Source organism: Heyndrickxia vini (assembly GCF_016772275.1).
GTDB classification, from domain to species: Bacteria; Bacillota; Bacilli; order Bacillales; family Bacillaceae_C; genus Heyndrickxia; species Heyndrickxia vini.
Map to the genome: position 1 here is coordinate 4,132,613 of NZ_CP065425.1, position 26,761 is coordinate 4,159,373.

General features: G+C 36.8%; 20 protein-coding genes and 1 pseudogene. 7 read left to right on the forward strand and 14 right to left on the reverse strand.

Features of this window, described 5'->3' with window-relative positions; translation table 11 throughout:
• Together abc-f and I5776_RS20515 are read right to left on the reverse strand one after the other, a co-directional pair.
• Nucleotides 1-1,794, reverse strand: a complete 1,794-nt coding sequence (abc-f, locus tag I5776_RS20510; protein WP_202778325.1) for a ribosomal protection-like ABC-F family protein — start codon at nucleotides 1,792-1,794, stop codon at nucleotides 1-3.
• A 528-nt stretch (nucleotides 1,795-2,322) separates the two neighbouring features.
• Nucleotides 2,323-3,756 carry an amino acid permease gene (locus I5776_RS20515; protein WP_202780885.1) on the reverse strand — a complete coding sequence of 478 codons (1,434 nt, stop codon included), beginning with the start codon at nucleotides 3,754-3,756 and terminating at the stop codon, nucleotides 2,323-2,325.
• A gap of 194 nt (nucleotides 3,757-3,950) precedes the next feature.
• Here I5776_RS20515 and I5776_RS20520 point away from each other — a divergent pair, with 194 nt between their 5' ends.
• The gene (locus I5776_RS20520; RefSeq protein ID WP_202778326.1) at nucleotides 3,951-4,784 is read left to right on the forward strand and encodes an HAD family hydrolase; all 834 of its coding nucleotides are present in this window, start codon (nucleotides 3,951-3,953) and stop codon (nucleotides 4,782-4,784) included.
• 54 nt (nucleotides 4,785-4,838) lie between these two features.
• On the opposite strand, the gene I5776_RS20525 is transcribed toward I5776_RS20520, so the two are convergent.
• Nucleotides 4,839-6,491, reverse strand: a complete 1,653-nt coding sequence (locus I5776_RS20525) for a methyl-accepting chemotaxis protein (protein WP_202778327.1) — start codon at nucleotides 6,489-6,491, stop codon at nucleotides 4,839-4,841.
• Between the two features lie 183 nt (nucleotides 6,492-6,674).
• Nucleotides 6,675-7,565: an NAD(P)/FAD-dependent oxidoreductase gene (locus tag I5776_RS20530; RefSeq protein WP_246483858.1), complete on the reverse strand. Its 891-nt coding sequence runs from the start codon at nucleotides 7,563-7,565 to the stop codon at nucleotides 6,675-6,677.
• Between the two features lie 148 nt (nucleotides 7,566-7,713).
• Between I5776_RS20530 and I5776_RS20535 the strand changes: the two genes are divergently transcribed.
• Entirely contained in the window at nucleotides 7,714-8,649 is a 936-nt protein-coding gene (locus I5776_RS20535; protein WP_202778329.1) for a nuclease-related domain-containing protein, read from the forward strand.
• A gap of 1,030 nt (nucleotides 8,650-9,679) precedes the next feature.
• Here I5776_RS20535 and I5776_RS20540 read toward each other — a convergent pair.
• Nucleotides 9,680-9,826: a hypothetical protein gene (locus I5776_RS20540; RefSeq protein WP_202778330.1), complete on the reverse strand. Its 147-nt coding sequence runs from the start codon at nucleotides 9,824-9,826 to the stop codon at nucleotides 9,680-9,682.
• Between the two features lie 31 nt (nucleotides 9,827-9,857).
• Between I5776_RS20540 and I5776_RS20545 the strand changes: the two are divergent.
• Nucleotides 9,858-11,023 (forward strand): annotated as a pseudogene (locus I5776_RS20545) (IS256 family transposase).
• A gap of 272 nt (nucleotides 11,024-11,295) precedes the next feature.
• Here I5776_RS20545 and I5776_RS20550 read toward each other — a convergent pair.
• Together I5776_RS20550 and I5776_RS20555 are read right to left on the reverse strand one after the other, a co-directional pair.
• On the reverse strand, nucleotides 11,296-11,910 hold the full coding sequence (locus I5776_RS20550; protein ID WP_202778331.1) for a hypothetical protein: 615 nt from the start codon (nucleotides 11,908-11,910) through the stop codon (nucleotides 11,296-11,298).
• A complete protein-coding gene (locus I5776_RS20555) occupies nucleotides 11,885-12,418 on the reverse strand; it encodes an RNA polymerase sigma factor (RefSeq protein WP_202778332.1) in 534 nt (177 codons plus the stop codon). Before I5776_RS20555 ends, I5776_RS20550 begins: the two co-directional genes overlap by 26 nt.
• Nucleotides 12,419-12,561: 143 nt before the next feature.
• Between I5776_RS20555 and I5776_RS20560 the strand changes: the two genes are divergently transcribed.
• The 3 genes from I5776_RS20560 to I5776_RS20570 all read left to right on the forward strand — a co-directional run bounded on the left by I5776_RS20560 (nucleotide 12,562) and on the right by I5776_RS20570 (nucleotide 15,064).
• A complete protein-coding gene (locus I5776_RS20560) occupies nucleotides 12,562-13,830 on the forward strand; it encodes a dicarboxylate/amino acid:cation symporter (protein WP_202778333.1) in 1,269 nt (422 codons plus the stop codon).
• An 87-nt stretch (nucleotides 13,831-13,917) separates the two neighbouring features.
• Nucleotides 13,918-14,388: a hypothetical protein gene (locus tag I5776_RS20565; protein WP_202778334.1), complete on the forward strand. Its 471-nt coding sequence runs from the start codon at nucleotides 13,918-13,920 to the stop codon at nucleotides 14,386-14,388.
• A gap of 175 nt (nucleotides 14,389-14,563) precedes the next feature.
• Nucleotides 14,564-15,064 (forward strand): hypothetical protein, encoded by a 501-nt coding sequence (locus I5776_RS20570; protein WP_202778335.1) that lies wholly within the window; start codon nucleotides 14,564-14,566, stop codon nucleotides 15,062-15,064.
• Nucleotides 15,065-15,267: 203 nt separating this feature from the next.
• On the opposite strand, the gene I5776_RS20575 is transcribed toward I5776_RS20570, so the two are convergent.
• Nucleotides 15,268-18,351, reverse strand: coding sequence for an efflux RND transporter permease subunit (locus I5776_RS20575; protein WP_202778336.1), 3,084 nt, complete (start codon nucleotides 18,349-18,351; stop codon nucleotides 15,268-15,270).
• 99 nt (nucleotides 18,352-18,450) lie between these two features.
• On the opposite strand from I5776_RS20575, the gene I5776_RS20580 reads away from it, so the two are divergent.
• Complete coding sequence (locus tag I5776_RS20580; protein ID WP_202778337.1) at nucleotides 18,451-19,287, forward strand: TetR/AcrR family transcriptional regulator; 837 nt, start codon at nucleotides 18,451-18,453, stop codon at nucleotides 19,285-19,287.
• Nucleotides 19,288-19,523: 236 nt separating this feature from the next.
• Here I5776_RS20580 and I5776_RS20585 read toward each other — a convergent pair whose 3' ends face one another.
• The 6 genes from I5776_RS20585 to I5776_RS20610 all read right to left on the reverse strand — a co-directional run bounded on the left by I5776_RS20585 (nucleotide 19,524) and on the right by I5776_RS20610 (nucleotide 26,691).
• On the reverse strand, nucleotides 19,524-21,248 hold the full coding sequence (locus I5776_RS20585) for an ABC transporter ATP-binding protein (RefSeq protein WP_202778338.1): 1,725 nt from the start codon (nucleotides 21,246-21,248) through the stop codon (nucleotides 19,524-19,526).
• A gap of 189 nt (nucleotides 21,249-21,437) precedes the next feature.
• Nucleotides 21,438-21,908, reverse strand: a complete 471-nt coding sequence (locus I5776_RS20590; protein WP_202778339.1) for a (2Fe-2S)-binding protein — start codon at nucleotides 21,906-21,908, stop codon at nucleotides 21,438-21,440.
• A 9-nt stretch (nucleotides 21,909-21,917) separates the two neighbouring features.
• Entirely contained in the window at nucleotides 21,918-22,751 is an 834-nt protein-coding gene (locus I5776_RS20595; protein ID WP_202778340.1) for an FAD binding domain-containing protein, read from the reverse strand.
• A complete protein-coding gene (locus I5776_RS20600; protein WP_202778341.1) occupies nucleotides 22,738-25,095 on the reverse strand; it encodes a xanthine dehydrogenase family protein molybdopterin-binding subunit in 2,358 nt (785 codons plus the stop codon). Before I5776_RS20600 ends, I5776_RS20595 begins: the two co-directional genes overlap by 14 nt.
• Nucleotides 25,082-25,696, reverse strand: a complete 615-nt coding sequence (locus tag I5776_RS20605; RefSeq protein ID WP_202778342.1) for a nucleotidyltransferase family protein — start codon at nucleotides 25,694-25,696, stop codon at nucleotides 25,082-25,084. The genes I5776_RS20600 and I5776_RS20605 overlap by 14 nt, the downstream gene beginning before the upstream one ends.
• Nucleotides 25,693-26,691 (reverse strand): XdhC family protein, encoded by a 999-nt coding sequence (locus I5776_RS20610; RefSeq protein WP_202778343.1) that lies wholly within the window; start codon nucleotides 26,689-26,691, stop codon nucleotides 25,693-25,695. The genes I5776_RS20605 and I5776_RS20610 overlap by 4 nt, the downstream gene beginning before the upstream one ends.
• Nucleotides 26,692-26,761 lie beyond the last annotated feature (70 nt).

The window sequence follows — 26,761 nt, forward strand, 5'->3', positions numbered from 1 at the left end:
CTATTCAAGCTCTACAATCTTCCGTTTAAGCTCTTTTAATTTCTTTTCATACACTTTCTTTTGTTGTTCATCATCCGGAATTTCTTCAGCAATGAGATTGGCAAGCTGGAGTTCGAGTATGCTCCGTTCATTTTGTATTTTTTGAAGCTCGCTTGACATATGTGTATTCTCCATCCACTCATCGTAGGTGCCGGGATAGTCGAAAACATTGCCATCCTCAAGTGAAATGATTCGATTCGCCACTTTTCTTAGCAAAAAGGAGTCATGTGAAACCATGATGACAGCTCCCGGATACATCTCTAAGGCATCTTCAATTCGTTCTCTTGTCTCAATATCTAAATAATTGGTCGGTTCATCAAATACGAGTAAATTTGCGTGGGAAAAATATAACTTCACGAATGCCACTCGACACTTTTCACCCATGCTCAAATCTTTTACCTTTTTGAATACATCTTCACGACGGAATAGGAAACAGGCTAGTATTGTTCTTGCTTCTGTTTGGGTCATATTCGGCAGAGTTAAAATTTGTTCTAAAATTGTTTCTTCATAATTTAAACTTTCTAATTCCTGCATGAAATAGCCTATACGTACTTGTGGATTTTGAGATATCTTTCCAAAGCTTGGTTCCAACTTGCCTGTTAACAACTTTAATAAAGTGGTTTTCCCTGTACCGTTCTTTCCTACTATCGCAACTCGATCACCCCGCTTAACTTCTAACGAAAGCTGCTTGAAAAGTGATTTTTCGGGAGGGTAGGAGAACGATACATCTGTCAAAGCTACCATCGTTCGGCTTGAAAACTCTTCAGTATCAATATGGTAATTGATATTTTTCGAATCAGCCGGTTTTTCTATTCGATTATTTTCTAAACGTTCGAGCGCCTTTTCTTTTGCCTTTAATCTTGTCATATTTTTATTTGCCTTTTTCTTTGCAAACGGGTCACGTTCACTTGCGGCAGCATGGGCTTTATCAAACCACTGTCTGTACTGGTTCACCGCTTCAGCAAGCTTCTTTCTCTCCGTCTCTTGCTTTTGATATTGGGATTCTAATGTTTTTTGTTCGAGTTGCTTTTGATCATAATAGAATGAATAGCCACCCTGATATTTCCTTGTTCCTTTACCCGTCAGCTCATAGGTTGTCGTCGCTACTTTATCGATAAAATCTCGTTCGTGTGAAGTGAATAGCACAGCACCTTTAAATTGGGTTAACCATTGAACCAACCAATCAATCGATTCCGAATCCAAATGATTCGTGGGCTCATCTAATATCAACAATCTTGGTTCCTTTATCATTACTTTCGCAAGTTTTGCCCTCGTCTTTTGTCCACCGCTTAAGTTATTAAACGGCTGGGACCATAGCTCCTCCGCTAAACCAACTTTTAAAAGCTGCCGTTCGACGGTTGCTTCCCAAGCGTACCCATTCAAATCAATATATTGTTGAAGTACCTCCATATAGTCATCTGTAAAATTAATTTGATCTTCAGCCTGTTTTATTTTATTTTTCAACTGAAAAAGAAGTTGATTTTCCATCTCGACAAATTCTTTTGCTGTTCGTTCCTCCGTTTCAATGGATTCTTGATCCATCCACCCAACTTCATCTTTTTTTATTTTTAATTGGATCGTACCTTTAGTAATAGGTAATTCCCCCAACATACTTTTAATAAAAGTTGTTTTTCCCACTCCGTTATTCCCGATTAATGCAATTCGATCACCGTCACCAATTTCAATCGATGCATTTTCAAATAACACGTTCCCAGTTATTTCAACTGTTACATCTTCCGCTCTTAATAAAAACATACACAGCCACCACCGTTCTATTTTTTTGGATAAAAAAAGCACAGGCATCTGCCTGTGTTAAGTTTGTGATGGTGTGAAAAACTTGGAGAACACAAAAAAGCTGTAGTTCCCCTTTAAAATCCGTACAATATTAAAGCTAGTATCAAAAATAGACATAATTATCCCATCACTCTGACAACAGGCAGAGCCACTTTTTCGTATAAAATTTATTAGCGAAAAAAGTGTAAAGAAATCATAATGTCTAAATTCGATACCTCCTTTAAAGTAGTTACTATTACTATACTCAATTTTACGGAAAGTTACAACCGGTTAAAATGGCCAGATTTACGAAGAAACGATACAAACTTTATCTGAGTTTAGCTGACACACATTCCGCTATCTGTGACAAAATTGGGTATTACCTTATGTTTGCGGACATAGGTTCCGTTGATATGAACAAAACTGGGATTTCCCTATGTTTTTTCGTAAATAGCGTACGCTGTGTCCGCTTAGCCCTTATTTTACGTTCATTTACTAAAAATAACGGAATCATTGTCCACTTAAGATCGTTTCTGGATCAATCTTTGTTTCTTTTTGGCGTGGCTTCCTCATAATCAATGGATATAAAATTAACCCTACTACAAATAATCCAATTCCTAATAAAAATGTCATCATATCGGCTGTTCCTGTTTTGATAACCCAAAGAGAGTAAATAAGGGCAAGTACAGTGATCATTCCATCCTTAATTCGCGATCCTTTAATCACATCATATGTTTCTCCAGTTAATACGAGCTTTAATTGATAAATCGCCGAGACTAAATATGGGATAAGATACGCTAATGTCGCGACAACCATTGCAAAATTATACGCTTGTGTGACCGTTCCTGAAATTGTTGAGAATAAGAATATTTGGGTCATAACATTTGTTAGTGTTAACGAATTTCTTGGGCTTCCTGCCTTGTTTGTTTTTGCAAAAAACGCTGGAAATAATCCTACTTTTGCAGCTTGATAAGGCACTTCGGAACTAACGACAATCCAACCGACTGTTGAGCCGAATAATGAAATAAGGGCTAAAATGGCAAGAATAATGGGCCCTTTATTACCAACAACTACTCCTAATGCATCTACTAACGGTTTGGAAGAATCCTTTAAAACATCCTGTGGCAATGCACCCATTGTTAATAAGGTAATTCCAATATAGATCACTAATGAAATTAATAATCCGATAATCGTTGCTTTTTTCACATCTCCTTGTGATTTGGCACGATTGGAAAGCATTACTGCAGATTCTATTCCTATAAACGCCCAAAGTGTAGCAATTGCAGCAGAATTTACTTGTCCGCCTAACGAAAAGGACTTACCAGTTGCATCAACAAATTCCTTTGCATTTCCTAGATTGGCTTTATCAAAAATAAAAATCGTAGCGACAATAAATAACCCGAAACCAATGACTTTAGCAACCGTAGCCATTAAATTCATTTTCCCAGCACTATTAAAACTTTTGGAAAGAATAAGTTGGATTCCCCAAAGCATGATGGAACAAATAATAAATGTAATTGTTTTACCCATCTCTAACTGAAATGAGCCGATTGAAACTAAGACTTTGTTACTTTGCATAATCGGGAAAAAGGTTGTTAAATACCCCGCAAATGAAATGATTACTGAAGCAGTTGCCGCCCAGTTTGCTGCCCAATATCCCCATGCCATGCTATATCCAGCAACTTTTCCGGTCTTCGGAGATGAGAATAAATTTTGCGCGTAGCTTTGTGGGCCGGCCTTTAAATTCGGTTTGCGAATGGCTAAATTCCCGAATACAAGGGCAATCATAAATACCCCTAATCCTGTTGCAACCCATGCCAACGTTGAACCTAAAGGGCTAGACACTTGTGCTAAATTGGCAGGTAGCATAAATATCCCGCCGCCAACCATATTTCCGACTACGAAAGTAATTAAAATCAAAAGTCCCCATTTATTATTCATGATGCCTCACCTTTCTATCTGAAAATCTATTAAACACGTTTCTTTTTAATATGTTTTTATTCTATACCAGTCCTTTATTTTAGTAAAGTGGTAAATAGATGAAGTGATAAAGTTTAGGAAATAAAAAGATTCAAATTATTTAATAGATAAGATTGTTATAATGAACAAGGATATTTTTTATAAGAGGAGTTGATCGAATGGAAAAGGTTAAGGTAATGGTATTCGATTTAGATGGAACACTTTACGAGGATACCCATCATTTTGATTATTACGCTAATAAATTATGTGAAAAGTTAGGTATAGAAAAACAGGAGCTATTTAAAAAAGATTACGAAGCAATATTAACCGGGGAACATGCGTTAAAAATGGGCACGGTATTTGATGCAGATCATGATTTGATCTTAACTCATGAAAACGGTCAGGTTCTCCAGGCACACACATGGGATGGTGAACCACTTTCAAAACATGAAGTAGGCAAGCTTTATCCCAAAGAGCTACAATTCAATTTCCACTCAATGTTAAGCATCGGAGATTTATGGTGGGTTCCTGCAGCTATTGCTAGGCATTACGGAATTGATAATGAGTCCGCTGGTCTATCTTTTCTGGAAACGCGACAATACATGATGACTCCTGAATTTCAAATGAAAGTAGTTCCCGGTTTTAAGGAAATACTACAGCGATTATCAAATAGTAAAAAACTTGTTCTCCTGACAAACTCACCGAAGCGCGATAGTGAAGTTTTACTAAAAAAACTAGGATTTGATAATCTTTTCGATATGTTAATTTTTGATGGTAAAAAGCCCCTTCAAACGAGAGATCATTTAACGGGAATTAAGGAGAATTATCAGGTTGAATATCATGAAATTCTATGTGTTGGTGATAATATGATGAATGAAATTTTTCCGGCTAAACAATTAGGCTGTCAGACGATTTTGATTGACCCGCACAACATTAGCCGAGAAGTGGGCGCTGATCATATTGTTCCTCGCTTATCAATGTTAGTAGACACATTAATAACTTTTGAACAGTAAGACCCCTCTTGTAGAGAGGTCTTACCCTATTATAAATAAAAATTTACCTAGATTTTAAACATTAAAATTACTTAATACATTTTCCAGCTCTTTGGACAAATTGTTTAAAGCAATTGCTTCCTTCAATACCTCTTCCATCGAAGCATGCTGTTCTTCTGTTGCTACTGAAACATGCTGCATCGTCCCTGCAAATTGCTGCGAAATCTCTGTAATTTCATTCATTTGACTCATTGTTTCTTTTGTTTGTGCATTCACTCCATGGACAACAGTGGACAAATCATGCGTTTCATTTGTTACCTTTCCAACAGATATAACAATGTCCTCAAAAACTTCTTCCGTTTTGGCGATCATATGGGTTCCATCTTTTAATACTTCCACTCCTTGTTTCATAGCCATAACAACTTCTTCCGTAGCTTTTCTAATCTCATCTGTCATCTCTTTTATTTGAACAACAGCATAACTAGATTGACTTGAAAGCTTCTTAACCTCTTGTGCTACAACAGCGAATCCCTTTCCGTGCTCTCCGGCATGCGCGGCCTCAATAGACGCATTTAGAGATAAAAGATTAGTTAGATTCGCAATATCACTAATTAGATTTAATATTTGATCAATATCCTTTGATTTTTCGTGAAGAGAATCAATCATTGCTGATGTATTTTCTATCGTTGTTTGTGCTAATGCTATTTTTTCAACTGTTTGATCTACATATTGACTGCCGATGTTTGCCTTTTGTAATAATAGATTGGAAGATTTATTGACGTTATCAATAGAATAGCCCACTTGGTCCATTCCTCTTGATATTCCCTCTACGCTCCCCATTGAAAGTTGCGCGGAATCAACTTGTTTTTCCGTACCTCCCGCCACCTCCTCGACAGCTTCCGCAATTTGTTCAGATGCAGATTTTGATTCAGAAGAAAATATCCTTAGTCTATCTGATGATGTAGTGACTTGACTAGCACTTTTTTCAAGATGGGAAATTAATGAATAAAGACGAATAACCATTTGGTTAAAACCTTTACCTAGGGCATATATTTCTTTACTAGAAGCTCGTATATTTATTTTTGATTGTAGATTTCCCTCTGAAACTTCTTCCATTACATTTTTTAACTTTAAAATTGGATTCGTCACTTGGTGAATCGTGAAAAAGCCAATAATACTTGCAAGAAGTACGGTCGCAAATGTGATTGAAATCAAAATGGTTCTATAATGGTAAACCGATTTTAAATAGTCAAGATCTTTAAGTGCAATCACATAGGTTGATCCTAATTCAGCTTGATAAGAAAAGGCTAATGTCATCCCATTATAATGTGTAATCCCTTGACGAGCTTTGTGAATATTATCAATAACAGTCTTGGATAGGGGTGGAATTGGATTTTTGAATTCCTGAAAAGAGGCGACTTTTCTTTCTTCTGTTATATTGAATTGCATCGGTTCTAAGTTTGATGCAAGAAAACTATTCTTATTTTGTGTTAAGGCATACGCTAATTTTTTATTAAATTGCTGTTTTGGAACGGATGATTTTAGCATTGTAATCTTTTCTTTTATTACATCAGTAGAATTGTGCATTTTCTGTTCAACTAAACGCACGGTTAATTCCTTATTTTTTTTATAGCTTACATAGGCTATAACACTGGAGGATAGCACGATTACTATAATAAGCGGAAATACCAAAAGTGTTCTTAGGCTCATCTTATTTAGTAGAGTCATTATTTTTAACCCCTCTTTTTCAAGATATCTTTCTATGACTTTTCTACTATTTATTTAAACCTATCATTGTTAAGAAGTTGTATAGTTATGGTTAAGATTTCCTAATACAATTACTTTCCTTCAATGTAAGCAATCAAAAAAACTCCACTTATACATGTGGAGAGTCATTGTTTTTATTACAATCTAAAGCAAACTTTTATGTATCCAAATCGCCGCCTGTGCACCTTCCCCCATGGCAATCGTAACTTGTTCAGAATGTGCAACGACATCACCTGCAGCCCAAACATTATTGATGTTGGTCATTTTTGTACGGGGATCTGTCAGGATATGTTGATTTTCATGTAGCTGAATACCGATGCTAGCTGCGAGTTCTGAGCGAACATCATTTCCACCTAGTGAAACAAAAGCATGTTCACTTTCAAAGTGAAGGTTATTCTCTAAAACAACACCTTTAAATTGTGATTCCTTTGTTATGACATTTTTGATTGCTTCATTATAGTAGGTGATATTTTTTAATTGTAATTGGTTTTGTAGACTAGTATCTATTTTTGTTTTTTCATGGTTAATATAGATGATGTTGTCTGTCCAATGGGTTATCGTAAGGGCCATATTTGCACCAGTATTTCCGGACCCAATTACAATTGTCCGTTTGTTTTTCACTTCATACCCATCACAATCAGGACATACATAGACACTTACACCAAGACAAGGGTAAATTTCCGGAAAGTTCGGAAGGCGATCCGCAATACCTGTTGCAAACAGAATGCGCTTTCCAGTATATTTTTTTTCACTTTTAACTGTACAAACGAATGTTTGATTCTCTTGCTCAATTGACACTACTGTTTGATTAATAAATTCAACCCCTAAATCTTCAGCTTGACTTCTGCCCGTTGTTCTTAAGTATTCTCCACTTACCCCATTTGCCCATCCAAGAATATTATGATAAGCCCTGCATAGATTCGACCTACCATCATGAGAATCAATGACAAGAATGTTGTGCTGATATCTCCCTAGTTGAATGGCCGCCTGTAATCCTGCAATTCCTCCACCAATGATGATACAATCATAAATCAATAGCATTCACTCCAGCCTCAATTGGTATCGACATAGTTTTACCAACTTGGACGCTTTTTATTTTTGTTCATTTTATAAATCACTTGAAAAAGTAGTCAGAAATATCTTACTATTAATAAAAGATATCTTTTAAAAAGGAAGTGTTGTGATGAATTTTAAACCTCGCTGCGTACCCGCAGAGTTGCAAGTTACCAAGTATTTAAATTGGAGAATGAGTTTATCTCCCAAAGAACATTCATACTATTTAAACCTAGAAAAGGGGTTTATTGGCGAACAAAGAGTCGACGAATGGCTAAAGAATTTGTCGGAGGATTGGCTTATACTTGATGATTTACTATTAGAATGCAATGGTACTGTCTTTCAAATCGATAAGGTATTGATTTCTAATCAGAAGATATACATTTTTGAGGTAAAAAATTATGAAGGGGATTTTTATATCGAAGGAGATAGTTGGTACACTTTGTCTGGAACTGAAATTAACAATCCATTACTGCAATTGAAACGCAGTGAAACCTTATTTCGAAAATTACTCCAAGAGCTAGCGTATCATTATCAAATCGAATCCTATATTATCTTCATCAACCCCCATTTCCAACTATATCAAGCTCCACTCGATCTTCCTATTATTTTTCCAACTCAACTTGATCGATTTCTAAACAAACTAGTTACAATTTCACCAAAAATAAAAGATAACCATATAAAACTAGCAAAACATTTAGTCTCCCTTCATATTCACACATCTCCTTACAAACGGACAATTGATTATAATTTTGATGATTTAAAAAAGGGAATCACCTGTGTACAGTGCCACTCATTTATTGCTGAATTCCATAAAAATGAATTGATTTGCGATTCATGTGGTTATAAAGAAAAAGTAACATCTGCAGTTTTACGAAGCATAGAAGAGTATCTTTTTCTTTTTCCTGAGAGAAAACTTACCGCAAATGCCATGTATGAGTGGTGTGAAATAATACCGAAAAAGACCATTTACAAAGTTCTCTCAAAAAACTTCAAAATTTTTGGGCACGGTAGATATTCATATTATTTACGCCGAGACTCGAATCACTCTTTGGACAAATGGTAAATTTCAATCAACTTTTGTGATGCAATAGGTACTTTAACTGTATTCTTGAGGATACTGAAATTTCCTGAAGGGGGTTAGCTTCCTCCTTTTCTTCATTTGAGATACTTATTTTTGTTTTCTTGATCATGATGTGACTCATAACACTCTTTGGAGGTACTTCCCTTCATCCTTTTGATCATGATGTTCTTCATACTCTCTTTTTGAGGTACTTCTTTCAGCTTTCTCAAGCATGATGTGGCTCATGATACTCTTTGGAGGTACTTCCCTTCATCCTTTTGATCATGATGTTCTTCATACTCTCTTTTTGAGGTATTTACTTCCGCTTTCTCAAGCATGATGTGACTCATGACACTTTTTGGAGGTACTTCCCTTCATCCTTTTGATCATGATGTTCTTCATACTCTCTTTTTGAGGTACTTCTTTCAGCTTTCTCAAGCATGATGTGGCTCATGACACTCTTTGGAGGTACTTCCTTTCATCTTTTTGATCATGATGTTCTTCATACTCTCTTTTTGAGGTATTTACTTCCGCTTTCTCAAGAATGATGTGACTCATGACACTCTTTGGAGGTACTTCCTTTCATCCTTTTGATCATGATGTTCTTCATACTCTCTTTTTGAGGTACTTCCTTCCGCTTTCCCAAGCATGATGTGGCTCATGACACTCTTTGGAGGTACTTCCTTTCATCCTTTTGATCATGATGTTCTTCATACTCTCTTTTTGAGGTACTTCCTTCCGCTTTCCCAAGCATGATGTGGCTCATGACACTCTTTGGAGGTACTTCCCTTCATCCTTTTGATCATGATGTTCTTCATACTCTCTTTTTGAGGTATTTACTTCCGCTTTTTCAAGCATGATGTGACTCATGACACTCTTTGGAGGTACTTCCTTTCATCCTTTTAATCATGATGTTCTTCATACTCTCTTTTTGAGGTACATACTTGCGCTTTCCCAATCATGATGTGCCTCATATTAGTCGTTGGCGCCATTTCCTTTCATTTTTTTGCCCATGATGTACTTCATGCCCTCTTTATGGGATATTTCCTGCACCAAGTTGACCGGAATGTGCCTCATATCGCCCTTTGGAGGCACATCTCACATCCTTTTTGATTAAGTCCATATAATTGTGTAAAAAGAAAAGAGTCATTTTAATCCCTCTTGGAAACAATGTTTTCAACGACGATAAACAATGAAAAGAGGAATATAAAATGACCCAATTACAGTTTAACCTAGATATGGATCTTTTAAAAGAATCTGTTTTGAATTCCAATATTGACGCAGTTATTAAATCAGCGATTGTTTTAGTTTTAAATGAGTACATGGAAAAGGAAAGAGATGATTATTTACATGCGGACGCTTATGAACGCTCTCCTGAACGTCTAGATTACCGCAATGGCTACTATGAAAGAGAACTAACCATGAGTATCGGTAAAATAAAACTAAGAGTGCCTAGAACTCGAAATGGGGAGTTTTCATCTTCCGTTTTTGAAAAATATTCTCGGTGCGACCAGGCTTTAGTTCTCTCTATGCTGGAGATGGTTATCAACGGGGTTTCTACCCGTAAGGTTACGCACATAGTAGAACAACTTTGTGGCGAAAATATCTCGAAGTCATTCGTTTCTTCCCTTACTCAGAAGCTTGATCCTATCGTCAATGATTGGGCCAAACGGCCTTTAAATATAACATACTATCCATTTGTTTTTTTGGATGCAATGTATATAAAAGTAAGAGAACATAACCGTGTAGTCTCTAAAGCTGTTTATATTGCCACAGCTATTACAGATCACAAAAAGCGTGAAATACTTGGTCTAAGTGTAGATCACGCTGAAAGTTTTGAGAGTTGGAGCCATTTTTTTAAACAACTTAAATCACGAGGTCTTCAATCTCCAAAGTTAGTGATTTCAGATGCTCATCAAGGACTACAAAAAGCCATTCAACGAGAATTCATTGGAACTAGCTGGCAAAGGTGTAACGTACATTTTAAACGAAATATCATTGAAAGACTACCTAAAAAGACTCCGCCGATATTCGAATGATGATAAAGCGTATTTTTGAAGCGGTCACTATCGAAGACACCCGGAAATGTAAAGAGGAGCTGATGGATCAGTTTGGTGAAAATTCTAAGTATAAACAGGCACTCTCTATTTTAGATGAAGGGTTCGAAGATACCATTCAATACATGGAGTACCCGGAAGATATACGATGTCACATTCGTAGTACAAATTCTCTTGAACGTTTAAACCAAGAAGTACGTCGAAGAGAAAGAGTTATCCGTATCTTTCCAAATACACAGTCTGCTTTTCGTTTAGTTGGAGCTGTTTTAATGCATTATCAAGAGACCGTATATTCAAAACAAAAATCTATTAAGAGATAGCTATGTTTCATTTTTAAGGTAACTTCCATTCTTGGATTATTCCATATCCAGTCAAGGCTATCAAAGGAAAACCACCTTTGACACCCTTGACTGGATATGGAGTAAAAGACCCATGGAAGTTTCGCTAAAAAAATGTAAAGGGGAAGGATTAACCCCAAATATCATAACAGGTTGAAAACATTGTATAGGATTTTACACAATATTAAGGACTTGACTTCCTTTTTTACAACAATGTACTTTATCAACAGCTTCGGGGCTCCAGCTACTGCTTCTCACCGAATCATTGTCATATGATTCAAAATATACCCAAATCCCTTTGCCTCTTTACTTTTAATCGTATAGAAGGTATTTGTTGTAAAATCCTTAAAAATGATTGATTGATCATTTATCCAAATTTTGAACTTAATTGTTATTTCATCGTTTAGGTAGATCATTAAATCATATCCTGGCTCTTTGGAAGGTTGATGTTTGATCTCCTTCATTTGAAGCAGTATGTCTTTCAAGGATTCATTCCAACGTTTATCATCATCGATTATGGCCACCGGATTTGAGCTACGATTTATTTGACCTGGCGAAAAGGAATAGGCTGAGACTGATTTTGATACGTAAGATCGAGTAATATTTCTATCATTAAGCATTTTCGCATATGGGTTACTACTATTTGATAATTGAGTGGAAGTTGGTTGGATTCCATTTGTCATTGTTAATAGTGTAAATACCAATGAAATAGCTAGTGCACCAGCGCCAATTATTATAGGAACAAATTTTCTTACCCTTTTAGATAATCTTTTTTCAATAGCTGAAAAGGTAGCCTTTTTCCTTTCATTCGACCGTTCAATCTCATTTAATTGATTAAATAATTCATCCAATTTCGATAAAGTTTTCATCGAAAGCCGCCCCCTTTTCAGAAAGATTTTTTCTTAATGCGGCTATTGCTCTTACAGTTGTATTTTTCACCCTTACTTCACTCCAACCTAAAATAGTAGAAGTTTCTTTTATGGAGAATTCCTTTATTTTCCGTAAAATAATAACCTCTTGGTATTCCAGTTTTAAGCTATTGATTGCCCTATAGACCATTTCCACTTCTTCACCTTTAATAAGAATTTCCGGAGGTGTTTCATTATATATGCTTTTCTCTTGATACTTTTCAATGGGTAAAAATTTTAATAGTTTTTTCCTTCGAAAGAAATCATAAGTTAAATTTCGTCCTATTTTTATTAACCATGTGCTAATGTTCGATTCACTTTTGAATGTATTCCTCTTCTTATATGCTTTATAAAAGGTTTCTTGTGTTAAGTCTTCAGCTAATTCTTTATTTTTTACGAGTAGAAACAGATAACTATAAACCTTGTCACTATATTGATTGTAGATTTCTTCAAAATCATTACTATACATCGCTTTCCCCCCTTTATTTAATAGACGATTATCGTAAAAAAAAGAATCACACCATTTTAAAATGAGTCATTGTCAAATCATCCATTTCCGTTGATAATAATATTTTAGGATAGTATAGAAAATACAGAAAGGTGTTGAACATCTTGGGAAAGTTTCTGGCAAATTATAAATCGACCATTCTACTACTCCTTTCTATTATTATAGGCGGAATAGCGGGGATTATCTTCGGTTCGAAGGCAACAATAGTAAAGCCTTTTGGAGATTTATTTCTTAATTTAATGTTCACCATTATTGTTCCGTTAGTCTTTTTTAGCATTGCTTCAGCGATTGCAAATATGAATGGAATGAAAAGACTTGGAAAGATTATGGGAAGTATTTTTTTAGTTTTTATTATAACTGCCCTTGTTTCGGCTATTTTAGGTTATATTGGTGCAATTATCGTTGATCCGTTAAAAAATACAGATATTTCTTCTATTAAAAGCATTATGTCATCTTCAGGTGCTGAACAAAAAGCGGATGATGTCACTTTTCTTGGACAGCTTGTAAATACGTTTACTGTTGAAGATTTTTCAGAGTTATTTTCGAAAAGTAATATGCTTCAATTGATTGTGTTTTCGATTTTATTCGGATTAGCTACAGCGATGGTTGGCGAAAAAGGTAAACCAATTGCGAATCTATTATCATCAGGTTCTGCCATTATGATGAAACTTGTAAAGTTTATCATGTACTACGCACCTATTGGGCTTGGATGTTATTTTGCCACAGTGATTGGTGAGCTTGGTCCGCAAATTTTGGAAGGCTATGTTCGTGCGTTTGTATTATATCTAGTTCTTGCTATTATTTATTATTTTGGCTTCTTTACGTTATATGCCTTTTTCGCTGGTGGCAAAGAGGGCGTAAAGGTATTTTGGAAAAATGCTATAACTCCCTCCGCTACAGCGATTGCTACTTGTTCAAGCGCTGCTTGTATACCTGTTAATCTGGAGTCTGTTAAAAAAATGGGGGTTCCAAAAGATATTGCAGAAACGATTGTTCCTCTTGGGGCAAACACCCATAAAGATGGTTCCGTTTTCGGTGGGGTTTTAAAAATTGTCTTTCTCTTTAGTTTATTTGGTAAAGATATGACAAGCGTAACAGGAATTTTCAGCATTATTGCCGTTTCCTTTTTAGTTGGTGCTGTAATGGGTGCGATTCCGGGTGGCGGAATGATCGGAGAAATGCTTATTCTTAGTGTGTTCGGATTTCCACCAGAAGTGCTGCCGATTATTGCAGTCATTAGTACGATTATCGATGTACCTGCTACATTATTAAATTCTACTGGTAACACAGTTTGTGCCATGATGGTTAGCAGACTTGTCGAAGGAAAGAATTGGCTTAAAAAGGCGTTCAGTAAAGAAAAGGTGTCATCCTAATCTAGAGGAATTTTCCCCTCTAGATTTTTTGTTGACTACTAAGTATGATATAATCATGCAATTAAATGAAGATTTTATGGAGGCTCTATGCTTACTTTTGAAGAAAAACTAGCGATTATTGAATCGTTTCCAGAACTACAAAGAAAAAATGTTTCTTTAGGAAGAATTAACTTTCATTATGAAGAAAGTATGTTAGATAAAAAAAATGTTGTCTATCATTTGCACCCAAACGGGAATGGTTTTGTCTATGCTGAATTATTGAACGGATATGATGTGAATGATAAAGGGATGACGAACATCCGTGACTTTTCGGAGGAAGAACTTCGTACAATTATTCAAAAATCAATCCTCTCACTCGCTCCTAAGACAACTGTGGAATCGTCCATTGTGGGAGATCAATTCGAAGAAAAGTGGATCAATCAAGATCATTTTACATTGATCCTTGTGAACGAAGATGATATGTGGAATGTGTACGCAGGACTGAATTTGGATGGAACATTTAACTCTTATGCAGAAGCAGCGGAATATTTAGATGAAGAAGGGTTTTCAAGACTATAAGAAAATAAGCGTAAATATAAAACTCCACGTTAGTAGGGCTGATCTATCCCGCCCTATTGATGTGGAGTTTTTATCTTTTTAACATCCATTTAATTTTGTAAATCTTATCAGCACAATATTGTGTGTTACCGAACTTGCCGAACAACATAGTATAGAAGTTATGGAGGTGAAATTGTTGAAAAAACTCATATTTGTCCCTTTATTTCTATTTGCAATCTTACTCACAGGCTGTTCTAACGACCCCGTTCAAGATGACCTTCTTAATTACATTAATAAAGAGATAGATGTTGTAGCTGATTTGGAAAACAAGGCGGTTTCAAAATATGAAAGTGTAACAGGTGTCAATTATACAAATGATCAAACATTATATGATGCGTTATTGGGTGAAATACTTCCTACCTATCAAGACTTCTTAAAGAAGTTGGAGGCCATTAGCATAGAAACCGATGAAGTCAAAAAAATACATGAAAAGTATATTGAGGCTGCTAATCTTCAATATGATGCATTTGTAAAAATACTAAGCGCACTCCAAAAACAGGACATCACAATCATCGAGGAAGCGAATGGGATGCTTGCTGACGCCCGAAAAATGTTCCGCGATTATCAAGAAGACATAAAAAAATTAGCGAAAGAACATGACGTTGAACTGAAAAAGAACAAAGAAAATGCAGCATAGCCATTAACCTGGTTTGGAATTCCAATTTCCACAAAAGTGTCCACCATCCATGGACACTGTCCATATTCGGTACCTGACACCAGTGTAAAGACACTAACAGGTACACACAAAAAGAGGCTTACCCCTTGATCAAGATGGTTAGCCTCTTTTTTGTTTGTTGTGAAAAATCGTTTGTGGACAACGGAACTGTCCCCTTGTTCCAACTAGTTTTCTTCGATTTCTTTACGATTTTTCTTGAATAGTTTTGACAATACTTCGTAGACAATTGGAACAACTACTAGTGTTAATAATGTTGAACTTATTAAACCACCAATTACAGTTATGGCAAGGCCTTTAGAGATTAATCCCCCGCCGCCTTCACCAAGTGCTAATGGAATTAATGCACCGACTGTGGCAATGGCTGTCATAAGAATTGGACGAAGACGTGTTGCTCCTGCTTCCAACACGGCTTTACGCATAGTCATTCCATCACGTTCCATATGAATAATTCGATCGACAAGGACGATTGCATTTGTCACAACAATACCAATGAGCATGAGTAGACCCATCATAACCGGAACGGAAATTGTTTCTCCAGTAAGGAATAAACCGACAAACGAACCGATTACAGCAAAAGGTAATGAAAATAGAACGGCAAACGGTGCAACTCCTTCACGGAATGTAACAACAAGGATAAAGTACACAATGGCAATAGCAGCTGCCATTGCAACACCAAGTTGTGTAAAGGCATCTGCCATATCAGCCTGAACACCACCAACTTCAGAGCTAACACCTTTAGGTAAATCTAATTTTTCAATATCTTTATCCACTGCAGCAGTAACTTTTGAAACATCTTTGCTTTTAATTTCACCTGAAACCGTTGCGTAATATTCACCTTTACTTCGTGAAAGTGTATTTAACGTGGTTCCTTTCTTCACTTTTACTAGTTCCGAAAGCGGCATTGATTTCCCTAATGCAGTAGGTATTTGTTTGTCTAAAATATCATCGATAGATTCAGGTTGAGCTGATTGTTCTTGTTGAACGATGACGTCCAATGAATCTCCGTCTTTTTCTACTGTTGTTAATACGTTTTTTGTTTGTTGTGGACTTAACATTCCAACAATCTGGCCAGTTGTTAATCCGTATTTCATCAAGTTATCTTGTTCTACACGGAATTGATACTCTACATATGCTTCTTCTGAACTTGAAGAAACATCTTTAAGGTCGTCATTTTTATTTAATAGGTCTTCTACTTTTGTAATCGTTTGGTTTAGTTTATCCAAATTTTCACTATAGAAAGTATAACTTACTTCATTTGAAGCCATTGAAGATGCTGAGAAGTTTTGGCTTTTCCATGTACCTGGTTGATCGACATTCTTGACGTAGTGCTCGATTTTTTCCTTCACTTTCGGGAAGTCTTTCATATCTGGATCGAAAATCAAGTACATTAGAGCACCACCTGATCCAGTGCCCATCATTGCTGCTTGTGTATCACCAGGCTCTGTAACAGATACTTGAACGGTATCAATATCGTTACGCTTTAACATTTTCTCTTCTACTTCTTTAACATGTTTTAATGTTTCATCATGAAGTTCTCCCGCTTTTGGTGTGTATGTTAAATACATAACTTTTTCTTCATCACTACCCAGAAAACTAAAGCCGATTAATGGCGTTAATGCTAAGCTACCAGCCAACAAAACAATGGCAATGATAGAAGAAATCCATTTATGGCTAAGTGCTTTTTCTAAGAACCCTTTATACCAATTGGCAAGCTTACCGGCTTCTTTATGACTCTTTTCAGTTCTTTCCCCATATAACTTTTTCTTAAATAGAAAATGCGATAGAGCGGGAACAATCGTAATCGCCACTAGTAATGAAGCACCTAATGCAAAGGCCATCGTTAAGGCAAAGGGCGTGAACAACTCACCAACCATGCCGCTAACAAAAACTAATGGTGCAAATACAGCAACTGTTACTAAAGTAGATGACATAATTGGTTTGAACATCTCAATTGTTGCTTCCCGTACTAGGGCACGGCCTGTTAATTTTTCATCCTTTAAGTGTAAGCGACGATAAATGTTTTCTACTACAACAATCGAGTCATCAATAACCCTACCGATGGCAACCGTAACAGCCCCGAGCGTCATAATATTTAAGGTGATATCCATCCAGTTCAATAGCAAAAATGCCATAAAAATAGAAACTGGAATTGAAACAATTGAGATAATTGTCGATTTGAAATCACGTAGGAAAAGAAGAATGATCAATACAGCAATTAAGCCACCAAAAATTGCTTTTTCAACCATGGTTGAGACTGAATCTTCAATCGGCTTCCCTTGGTCAAGAGTGGTATTAATGACAAGACCATCGTATTTTTTCTTTTCATCTTTTACCAGATCTTTCACCTTATTAACTACGTCTACTGTGTTTGCTTGCTGATCTTTTACAATTTGAATTGCAATCGCATTTTTACCATTTGTACGAGAAACGGACTCGACTTTTCCAACTGTTTTAATCGTTGCAATATCCTTAAGCTTTACAAATGGAGATGGGTTCGTTGCAGATGGTGTTACAGGAATCAACATATTTTGTAATTCCTTCACAGTCATGAACTTACCATCTACCGAAACAGCTTGTTCACCTTCTTTAAACTCATAAAGCCCTAGTGAAACGGACATATTGCTTGCTTGGATTATTTCTTTAACTTTATCTGTGGTTAAACCTAATTTATCCATTTTATCTTTTTTGTAAGTAAGATCAACTTCCTCAATATGCTGTCCACTAATCGTTGCTGAAGCTACACCATCAATCTTTTCAATTTTTGGAAGTAGAGCATCTTCTACGGTTGACGTTAGTTCAACAATATCTTCTTTTGAACTACTTACACTAAGAGCCATAACAGGCATCATATTCATACTAATCGCAGATGTTGTTGGTTTTTCTGCTCCTTCTGGTAATTCAAGTGAATCTAAGACAGATTTCAATTCTCTTTTTGCTTCATCCATATCAATACCGTATTCGTACTCCACTTGTATGCTTGCCATATTTGAATACGAATTAGAATAAACAGATTTCACATGGTCAAGTCCCTCGACTGCCTGTTCAATCGGCATAGAAATATCATTCATTACCTTCTCAGGTGTTGCCCCAGGATAAACATCTGACACCATCAAATACGGGATTGAAATATCCGGGATTGTTTCCATTTTCATTCTTGTGCCAGAGTAAATCCCTGAAACGGTAATAATAATGGTTAATAACCAAACTGCAAGTTTATTTCCCAAAACAAAATTAACTAAACCTTTCACCTTTACACCTACCCTTATTTGACATGTTGAACTCAATTACTTATACTAATGACTGATTAGTCAATTGTCAACAAAAGACCCCAGGAGTGAGCAAATAAGATGCAAAAAAAACAACTAATAATGGAAAAAGCTTTAGAATTATTTGCCGAGCAAGGGTTTGAATCCACCTCCGTTCAACAAATAACAGAGCGTTGCGGGATCTCGAAGGGTGCTTTCTACTTATCCTTCAAATCAAAAGATGAATTAATTTTGTCTATAATTGACCACTTTATGATGCAAATAACAGCTGATATTGACCATATAGTCAAAAACTCAGTAACTAATGATAAACTACTATATAAATTTTATTATGCTATTTTTCACGCATTTCATCAGAAATCCGATTTTGCAAAAGTAATGATGAACGAGCAATCAAATTATTCGCTCAATAAAGAATTAATTTCTAAGTTGCGTTATTATGATCAAATACTCGATCAAACAATTCTATTTATGATTGAACGTTTATATGGAAAGAATGTCGCTGCAATTAAATATGACCTTATGTATTGTATTCGAGGCTTTATGGGGACCTATTCTCATTTGTTTTTCTTTTATAACTTTCCCATTGACCTAGAGGCCCTGTCAAAGTCACTCGAGGAGAAAACCAATCTCCTGGCCAAACATACAACCATTCCCTTTATCTCTGAGGAACTGGCAGAGCTGTGCAATAATGCAATTCCTGAGGGACTAACAAAAGAAAAGATGATTAAGAAGATTGACAAAAAGATAAAGGAGATAGAAGAATCGATAGAAATGGAGTCTTTAATCCTCTTAAAAGAACATATAGTAAAGCCTGTTTATAGCCCCGCTATTGTCAAAGGCTTATTAGAAAATATTCGAAATCATCCACAATGCAAATGGCTTACCTACTTACTTTTCCAGTATTTCGGGATATAGGATTGGGTCCTTTGTCCTCATTTTTTTATATTCTATAACTAAGCATCTAATTCCTTTGTTGCATAGGCATAAATTTAAAGAAATGTGTCAAATTTCAAAACGTATTTGTAACTTTTAAAAGCCCAAACTCCCACAGAGGTTAAATGGAACCCTGTGGTAACTTACCGCTGATTCTTCTATTGGAATATGTTAACTTTCACCTTAGGGTTTGCTCCCATTCAAAAAAACAGCAGGAATTATACTCCCTGCTGTTCGTATTGGACTTGGTGTAGTTTAGCGAAGATGCCGCCTTTTTGGATGAGTTCGTTGTGTGTTCCTTCTTCAGCAATACCATCTTCAGTGACGACGACGATTCGGTCGGCATTTTGAATGGTTGCTAGACGGTGAGCAATGATTAAGGTGGTTCTGTTCATTGCTAGTTCATTTAACGCTTGTTGGATGATCCGTTCTGTTTCGGTATCTAGGGCGGATGTTGCTTCATCCAAAATTAATATTGGCGGGTTTTTCAAAAACATACGCGCAATTGCAATTCGTTGCTTTTGTCCGCCTGACAGCTTCAATCCTCGCTCACCAATTTGCGTTTCATATCCAAATGGAAGCGAATGAATAAACTCCTCTAAATGGGCACGTCTTGCAGCCTCCACAATTTCTTCTTCTGTTGCATCCAATTTTCCATAAGCAATGTTTTCACGTAGCGTTCCAGTAAAGAGAAAAACATCCTGTTGAACAATTCCAATTTGTGATCTTAATGATTGTTTTGTCATCTCACGAATATCGATTCCGTCAATTAAAATTCTTCCTTCATTTACATCGTAGAATCTCGGAATTAACGAGCATATGGTCGTTTTCCCTGCACCGGATGGTCCAACAAAGGCGATTGTCTCTCCAGCTTGTATTGATAAATCAATGCGTTCCAAAACAGGCTTATGTTCATCATAACTAAAAGACACATCCTCAAACTCAATATCCCCATGAAGATAAGTAATTTCAGTTGCACCTTTTTGATCCACGACTTCTGGGTCTTGATCAATTAATTCAATAAAACGTTTAAAACCGGCCATCCCCTTCGGATAGAGCTCCATAATCGCACTAATTTTATCAACTGGTTTAAAAAGTACGTTCACATATAAGATAAAAGAAACGAGCTCACCATATGATAAATGGTTATTGAAGCTAAGCCAAGCACCATAGATCAATACTGCTAAAATAATAAATCGAGTCATCATATAGATTCCCGAATTACTGAACGACATCACCTTATATCCGCTAAGCTTCGCCTTTCTAAAACGACGATTATTTTTTGTGAATCTTGTAATTTCATAGTTTTCATTTGTAAACGATTGAACAACACGCACCCCCGAAACGCTATCTTCCACACGGGCATTAACGTCTGCTATATCACTATACATTTGTTTCCATGCTTTATTCATTTTTATATTACAAACCGTAATTAACCAAATTAAAAAGGGAACGATAATAATCGTTACTAATGCCAATTGAACATTAATCGTTAGCATAATCCAAAATGCGCCAACAAATGTCATAACAGCAATAAACATATCTTCCGGCCCATGATGGGCAAGTTCACCTATATCAAATAAATCATTCGTAATTCGGCTCATAATATGTCCTGTTTTCGTATTATCAAAAAAACGAAACGATTGCTTTTGAACATGCTGGAATAACTGCTGTCTCATATCTGTTTCAATATTGATTCCGAGCTTATGCCCCCAATAGTTGACAATATATTGCAAAAACGTACTCATCACATAAAGTGCCAGCAACCCGCAGCCCACTGATACAATCGTGGACCAGTTTCCATCTGGTAAAAGGCGATCGATAAACCACTGTACAGCAAGCGGAAATCCTAATTCTAATAATGCAACAACTACCGCACTGAAAAAGTCAATCATAAATAACTTTTTATGCGGTGTATAATATGAAAAAAACCTGCGTATCATGATGCATCCCCCATCTATTTCTATTCATCTTAGCGATTATAAATTTTATCATGAATGGAAGCAAATGATTTGACACAATTATTTTAATATTAATTCATATAGGAGATTTTGATACTCCCGTTTTAAAGGGTAAATATCCACACTCACAAACAACAATCATTAAACATAAACATCAAGTGCGCCTACCAACTATTCCGTGGATTCTCTCATTCTAAGCACCGACTTGATTGCCTGCTCAATTTCCTGGTACCCTGTACATCGACAAATATTCGATTCAAGCCATTCTTGAATAACTTCGTTTGATGCGTCCGGATGCTGCTGAATGAGAGAATGGCAATTCATGATAAATCCCGGGGTACAGTAACCACACTGAAAGGCAAACGTTTCGACGAATGCTTGTTGAATAGGAGCCCCTTCCAATCCTTCTATCGTAGTAATCCGTTTATCGACTGCCTCAACTGCTAACATGAGACAGGATTTCATCGGCCATCCATCAATGTTTACGGTACAGGCACCACAATCCCCATTTAAACACCCGGGCTTCGCTCCAGTTAGTCCAAGATTATTTCGTAATACACTGAGCAAGGTCTCTGCCGGCCTTACATTTACCGTCCTTTGTTCCCCATTGACGTGTAATATAACGGAAACTAATGAAGACATAACCAAGCCTCACTCCTTCTCCAATTCTACTAAAATATCAACCAATGTATTTTTTAATACGAATAAACGATACTCCGAAGAACCTTCTACATCATCTAAGACCGAAGAAGGAATCTTCTCCATTGCTTGATTAACCTTTTCCTCCATAGAAAGTTGATTGTTATTTAGATACTTCTCCATTTCAAAAGCACGGAACGGAAAAGGGAATAATCCACTTATAGCTATTCTTATCTGATTCTCCACTTTTAATGCCGCAATAGTAATAAGAGGGTAACCCGTATTCCATTGTTTTCTCTTTTTTATCGTTCTAAAGGGGGCACTAATCAATTTTTGGTCTGTACTAACTTGGAGGAGAAATGCCCCTTCGTTTAAACAGAGGCATTCCTTAAAAACTTGATGGATCGGATAAAATTTAATGCCATTATACTCAGCAACTACTATTAGACTATCAGCTAATAAAAAGGGCAATACCGCTTCACGGTAAAAGATTTGAGCGCAAATGTTTCCAGCTACTGTAATTTTTGTACGGGCAGTATGATCAGCAATTTCACTTACCGTTTTAGCTAATAGCGGAAAGGGATTCATTTCTTCAATTTGCACCAGTGAAAGCCCTCCACCAATGATTAAGCGATCTTCACTAGAATACACAACGTTATATTCGGGGATTTTTTTTAAATCAATGACGGCATCAGTATAAACTTTGTTTAATCTCCCAAGGGTAATGATTTCTGTCCCGCCTGAAAAAAACTTCGGCCTTCTCCCATCAAGTCTTAATGAATGGTACAAAGATGTTGCTTGTTCTATGGTTGTCGGTTGATAATAGTCGAAATCATAGGGAATCACGTACGGTTCCCTCCTTTGTCCTCCATATCAGCTCCGGAATAAGAGGAAGGTGATGCAACGATACTCCTGCCGCCTTCGATAAACTGTTCCCTAATGCGGCAGGCATTCCTAATATTCCATGTTCCCCGACACCTCGTAATCCGAACGGAGCATCTAACATGGGTGTTTCAATAAAATCTACTAAATACTTGGGATTCTCCCCATAATGTATTGGACGATAGGTTCGTAGTTGAGGATTTAGCATTCTACCTAACTCATCAAAAATAAACGTTTCTCTTCCACCATAAGCAAGCCCCATACTCATCGCCCCCATCACTTGCCCTTTTGCAGTCTTTTCATTTAAAACCCTTCCAATATCCACAACTGTACTTGCTCGAATTATTTTATAAGTATAATCCCTTCGGTCAAATTCTACTTCTACGACAGAAGCACATACCGTCCATTCGGGACCGGGTTTCCCGGCACCTGTTTCGCTATCAATATTTGTTAATCTTCTTAAAATATAATTACCTCTACCGATAATTTGCCCACCAATTGAGTTACCGTTTGGGTACATGTAGCCATACACAATTTCAGGAAAGTCCAGTCCGACTGCTGGATTATCCCTTAAAAACACGCGTGAATTTGCAACGACTAAATCCCCCGGTGAAACTCTTAAAATACACGATGCAATTTCCTTTAATTGGCGCTCAACATCATCTGCCGCTTCCATCAATGCTTTACCGGCTAAAAATGTTCCCCGGCTTGCTACAGTTTTCCAATGTTCAGGCGTTGTTTGCGTATTCACTTCCATTCGAACATGAATCTGATTCACATCCATTTTTAAACGCTCGGCAAGCATTTGTGCAAGGACCGTTTTTGTTCCCGTACCAATTTCAATGACTCCCGACATTAAATTGATGCTTCCATCTATATTAAACGTCAATATCACGCCCGAACTCGAATTAAGGTCAATTGTTGATGTTTTCCACCCACAGCTAGCCCCTTTTACGCGAACAATTCGGTCATTTACTTCCGTTACTTGACCTTCATCCCAATTCGCCAATTGCTTTACCCGATCAATGCATTTTCGTAAATCCCCGACCATACTCCGATCAAGAACGACTTGAGTTGGTGTTGTTTGTCCGGGGAGAATTGCATTTCGAAAGCGCAGATCGAATGGATCTATTTGTAATTTTTCTGCTAAAAGATCCATCGTCCTTTCAAATGCAAATAAAAGCTCAGAATGACTGAACCCGCGATAAGGAGCTGCATAAGGATGGTTTGTATACATACAATACGAATTACACCATATATTTTCGATGTAATAGGGTCCTGTACAGTCAACAGATGCTGCCCTACTGAGATCGATTGATTTATCTGAGTAGGCACCTCCATCAAATAAAAAGGTGATTTCCGCGACTTTCACTATTCCTTCTTTTGTACATCCTAATTTAATTGTTGCATCAAGTCCGATATGACATGGTGCGGTAAGCATATCTTCTTCTCTTGAATAGGCCATTTTAACAGGACGTCCTCCAACCGCTTTCGATGCAAGATAAGCAAGAATTTCTGTTTGTACAGATGCCTTTCCGCCATATGCCCCCCCGACAAGCGGTGTGTTAACAATAATTTTGCCGACATCTTCCTGAAAATATTGGCTAATTAGTCTCTTTACCATAAAAGGTGCTTGGGAAGTCGTTGATATAAGAATCGTTCCATCAGGTTTGATTTCTGCAGTTGCACACCGTGTTTCCATTGCTGCATGGTCCGATGGTTTAAAGGAGAAGTTCGCTTCGACTGTTACATCGCTCTCATTCCATCCTTGTTCAATTTTACCTTTGCGTATTTTTTGTAAACTGGCTATATTTGTTCCCGGAACTGGATAAACGGAAGGGATTTTTTCGTACTTCCCTAGGTTTTCGTGTATGATTGGGGCATTTTCACTGAATGCTTGTGATGGTGAATTGACAACTGGAAGGGGGTCATATTGAATATTAATTAGGTTTGCGGCCTTCTTAGCCAGGAATAATGTATCTGCGATAACTACCGCGACAACTTCTCCATGGTAGCGAACCTTATCAACGGCTATTGGTGGACGATCGCGCATTTCCTCACCCGTTAAAGGAAATCTTTCACCAGCAATCACCGCTCTAACACCTGTCATTTTCCGGGCCTCTGTCGTATCTATCATTTTAATTATCGCATGTCCTAATGGACTAATAACAGGGACTGCATGCAACATTCCTTGCGTTGAGAAATCATTTATATATTTTGCTTTACCTGTTACTTTATCAAGTGCATCTTTCCGAATAACACTTTTTCCGATTATGTCCAATCCTTTTCCCTCCTCACCCTTTTTCATCTAGTAATTGTCTAACCCGCAAAAAATCCTCTTCATTATCAATATCAATAAAGGGCATACAGTCTGCGAACTCGATTATTATCTGTTCTCCTGTTTTTTTTCGACGTATTAATTTTCTTGCCCCTTGGTCGCCTTGCAAATTCAATATTTCCGCAAAGGATTTTTCGGAAAAAAGAACAGGTGGTCTAGGTATATGATTGAAGGAGGATGCCACAACATTTACATTCGCACCTTTTTTGTAATGTGAAATGAGTTCATTAATCAACTTAGTCGAAATAAATGGCTGATCAGCAAGAAAAATAATTATTGCCTCCGCCCCAATCTCCATTGCTTTTTTTACACCAAATTTCAAGGAATAAGATTGACCATATTGAGCATCAAAACATGGAAAGGTGGAATATCTTCCATTATCCGCTACTGACGGTGGCAGCCAAATAAGTTCATCAGACGGATTTGTAACAACAATGGTAAAATCCAGGCGGGATTGAAGAATTATTTTTAGAGCAATGCTACCTACATATTCATTTCCTAAAGACATAGCAAGCTTATTTCTCCCCATTCTTCGACCTTGACCGGCGGCAAGATAAATTCCGACGATCATGTAACCATCACTGTTGCCCGTTTTCTTAAAGCGTAAATCATTTCCGCCACAATGCTAACAGCAATTTCTTCTGCCCCTATTGCACCAATTTCCATACCGATCGGAGAAGAAATCCCAGGAGGAATATCATCTTGTTCTAATAACCGAGCCGTTCTTTTTTGCGGACCTAATATTCCAAGAAAAGCAAGATCCTTGGATGTTATTGTCGCTAAAAGTTCCTTATCCCTTTGAAAATGGTGGGTCATAATAACAACGAAATCATTTCGTGTAAAAGTAACTTCCTTTACTATTTCATTAGGGAAACCGATTATAATCTTACTTGCTTTTGGAAAATGCCTTTTGTCACATAAAGCTGGACGCCAATCGCATACCGTAACAGAAAAGCCCGTATTCGCGGCTAGTTCCACGAATGGTCGGGCATCATGTCCCGCCCCGAATACATATAGTCGCGGCTTCGGCTTATATAAATGGATATATTGGTTCGAATCGTACAAACCGCTTTTTAACGGTTCTTTATATTTTTGTGTATATGGTAGGTCATCAGCGAATGGCTCTCCCTTTTCAGGTAAATAGCAAGTTGCGATTAGTTGATCATTATGATCAAACTGTTTAATATGTAGTACGGAATGGCCATCATCCAAATGGGATGCTAATTGTAGCAAACATTTTTTTAACTTTTCATTCATAGGTTCTAACAAAATATGCAAGATTCCATTACACCCGGCGCCTTGACCCCAAGACATGTCTGTTTCTTCTTTCATATCATACGTGAAGATTTTCGCATCCCCATCTATCATTACTTGTTTTGCTTTCCACGTTAAATCCTCTTCAAGACAACCTGCACTTAACATGCCAATTTGTTGACCATCTTCTTCTATCAACATACAAGAACCTTCCTTTTTATACGCTGAACCTTCAACATGGATAATTGTTGCCAATACACACTTTCCTTTAATGAAAGGGAGCTTTGTTAAGATTTGAAATATATCCTCCATATCTTCACACCACCTTCGAACTACTATATATATATACATATAAGTAACTATAAAGAATTAGAAATTTCAA

Excerpts from the sequence above, each read along its gene's own strand:
- I5776_RS20520 (WP_202778326.1), top strand. The coding sequence starts at position 3,951 with ATGGAAAAGGTTAAGGTAATGGTATTCGATTTAGATGGAACACTTTAC.
- I5776_RS20590 (WP_202778339.1), bottom strand. The coding sequence starts at position 21,908 with ATGTCTTCATTAGTTTCCGTTATATTACACGTCAATGGGGAACAAAGG.
- I5776_RS20535 (WP_202778329.1), top strand. The coding sequence starts at position 7,714 with ATGAATTTTAAACCTCGCTGCGTACCCGCAGAGTTGCAAGTTACCAAG.
- I5776_RS20550 (WP_202778331.1), bottom strand. The coding sequence starts at position 11,910 with ATGAAAACTTTATCGAAATTGGATGAATTATTTAATCAATTAAATGAG.
- I5776_RS20555 (WP_202778332.1), bottom strand. The coding sequence starts at position 12,418 with ATGTATAGTAATGATTTTGAAGAAATCTACAATCAATATAGTGACAAG.
- abc-f (WP_202778325.1), bottom strand. The coding sequence starts at position 1,794 with ATGTTTTTATTAAGAGCGGAAGATGTAACAGTTGAAATAACTGGGAAC.
- I5776_RS20585 (WP_202778338.1), bottom strand. The coding sequence starts at position 21,248 with ATGATACGCAGGTTTTTTTCATATTATACACCGCATAAAAAGTTATTT.
- I5776_RS20580 (WP_202778337.1), top strand. The coding sequence starts at position 18,451 with ATGCAAAAAAAACAACTAATAATGGAAAAAGCTTTAGAATTATTTGCC.
- I5776_RS20605 (WP_202778342.1), bottom strand. The coding sequence starts at position 25,696 with ATGATCGTCGGAATTTATCTTGCCGCCGGTCAAGGTCGAAGAATGGGG.
- I5776_RS20525 (WP_202778327.1), bottom strand. The coding sequence starts at position 6,491 with ATGACTCTACTAAATAAGATGAGCCTAAGAACACTTTTGGTATTTCCG.
- I5776_RS20565 (WP_202778334.1), top strand. The coding sequence starts at position 13,918 with ATGCTTACTTTTGAAGAAAAACTAGCGATTATTGAATCGTTTCCAGAA.
- I5776_RS20600 (WP_202778341.1), bottom strand. The coding sequence starts at position 25,095 with ATGAAAAAGGGTGAGGAGGGAAAAGGATTGGACATAATCGGAAAAAGT.
- I5776_RS20610 (WP_202778343.1), bottom strand. The coding sequence starts at position 26,691 with ATGGAGGATATATTTCAAATCTTAACAAAGCTCCCTTTCATTAAAGGA.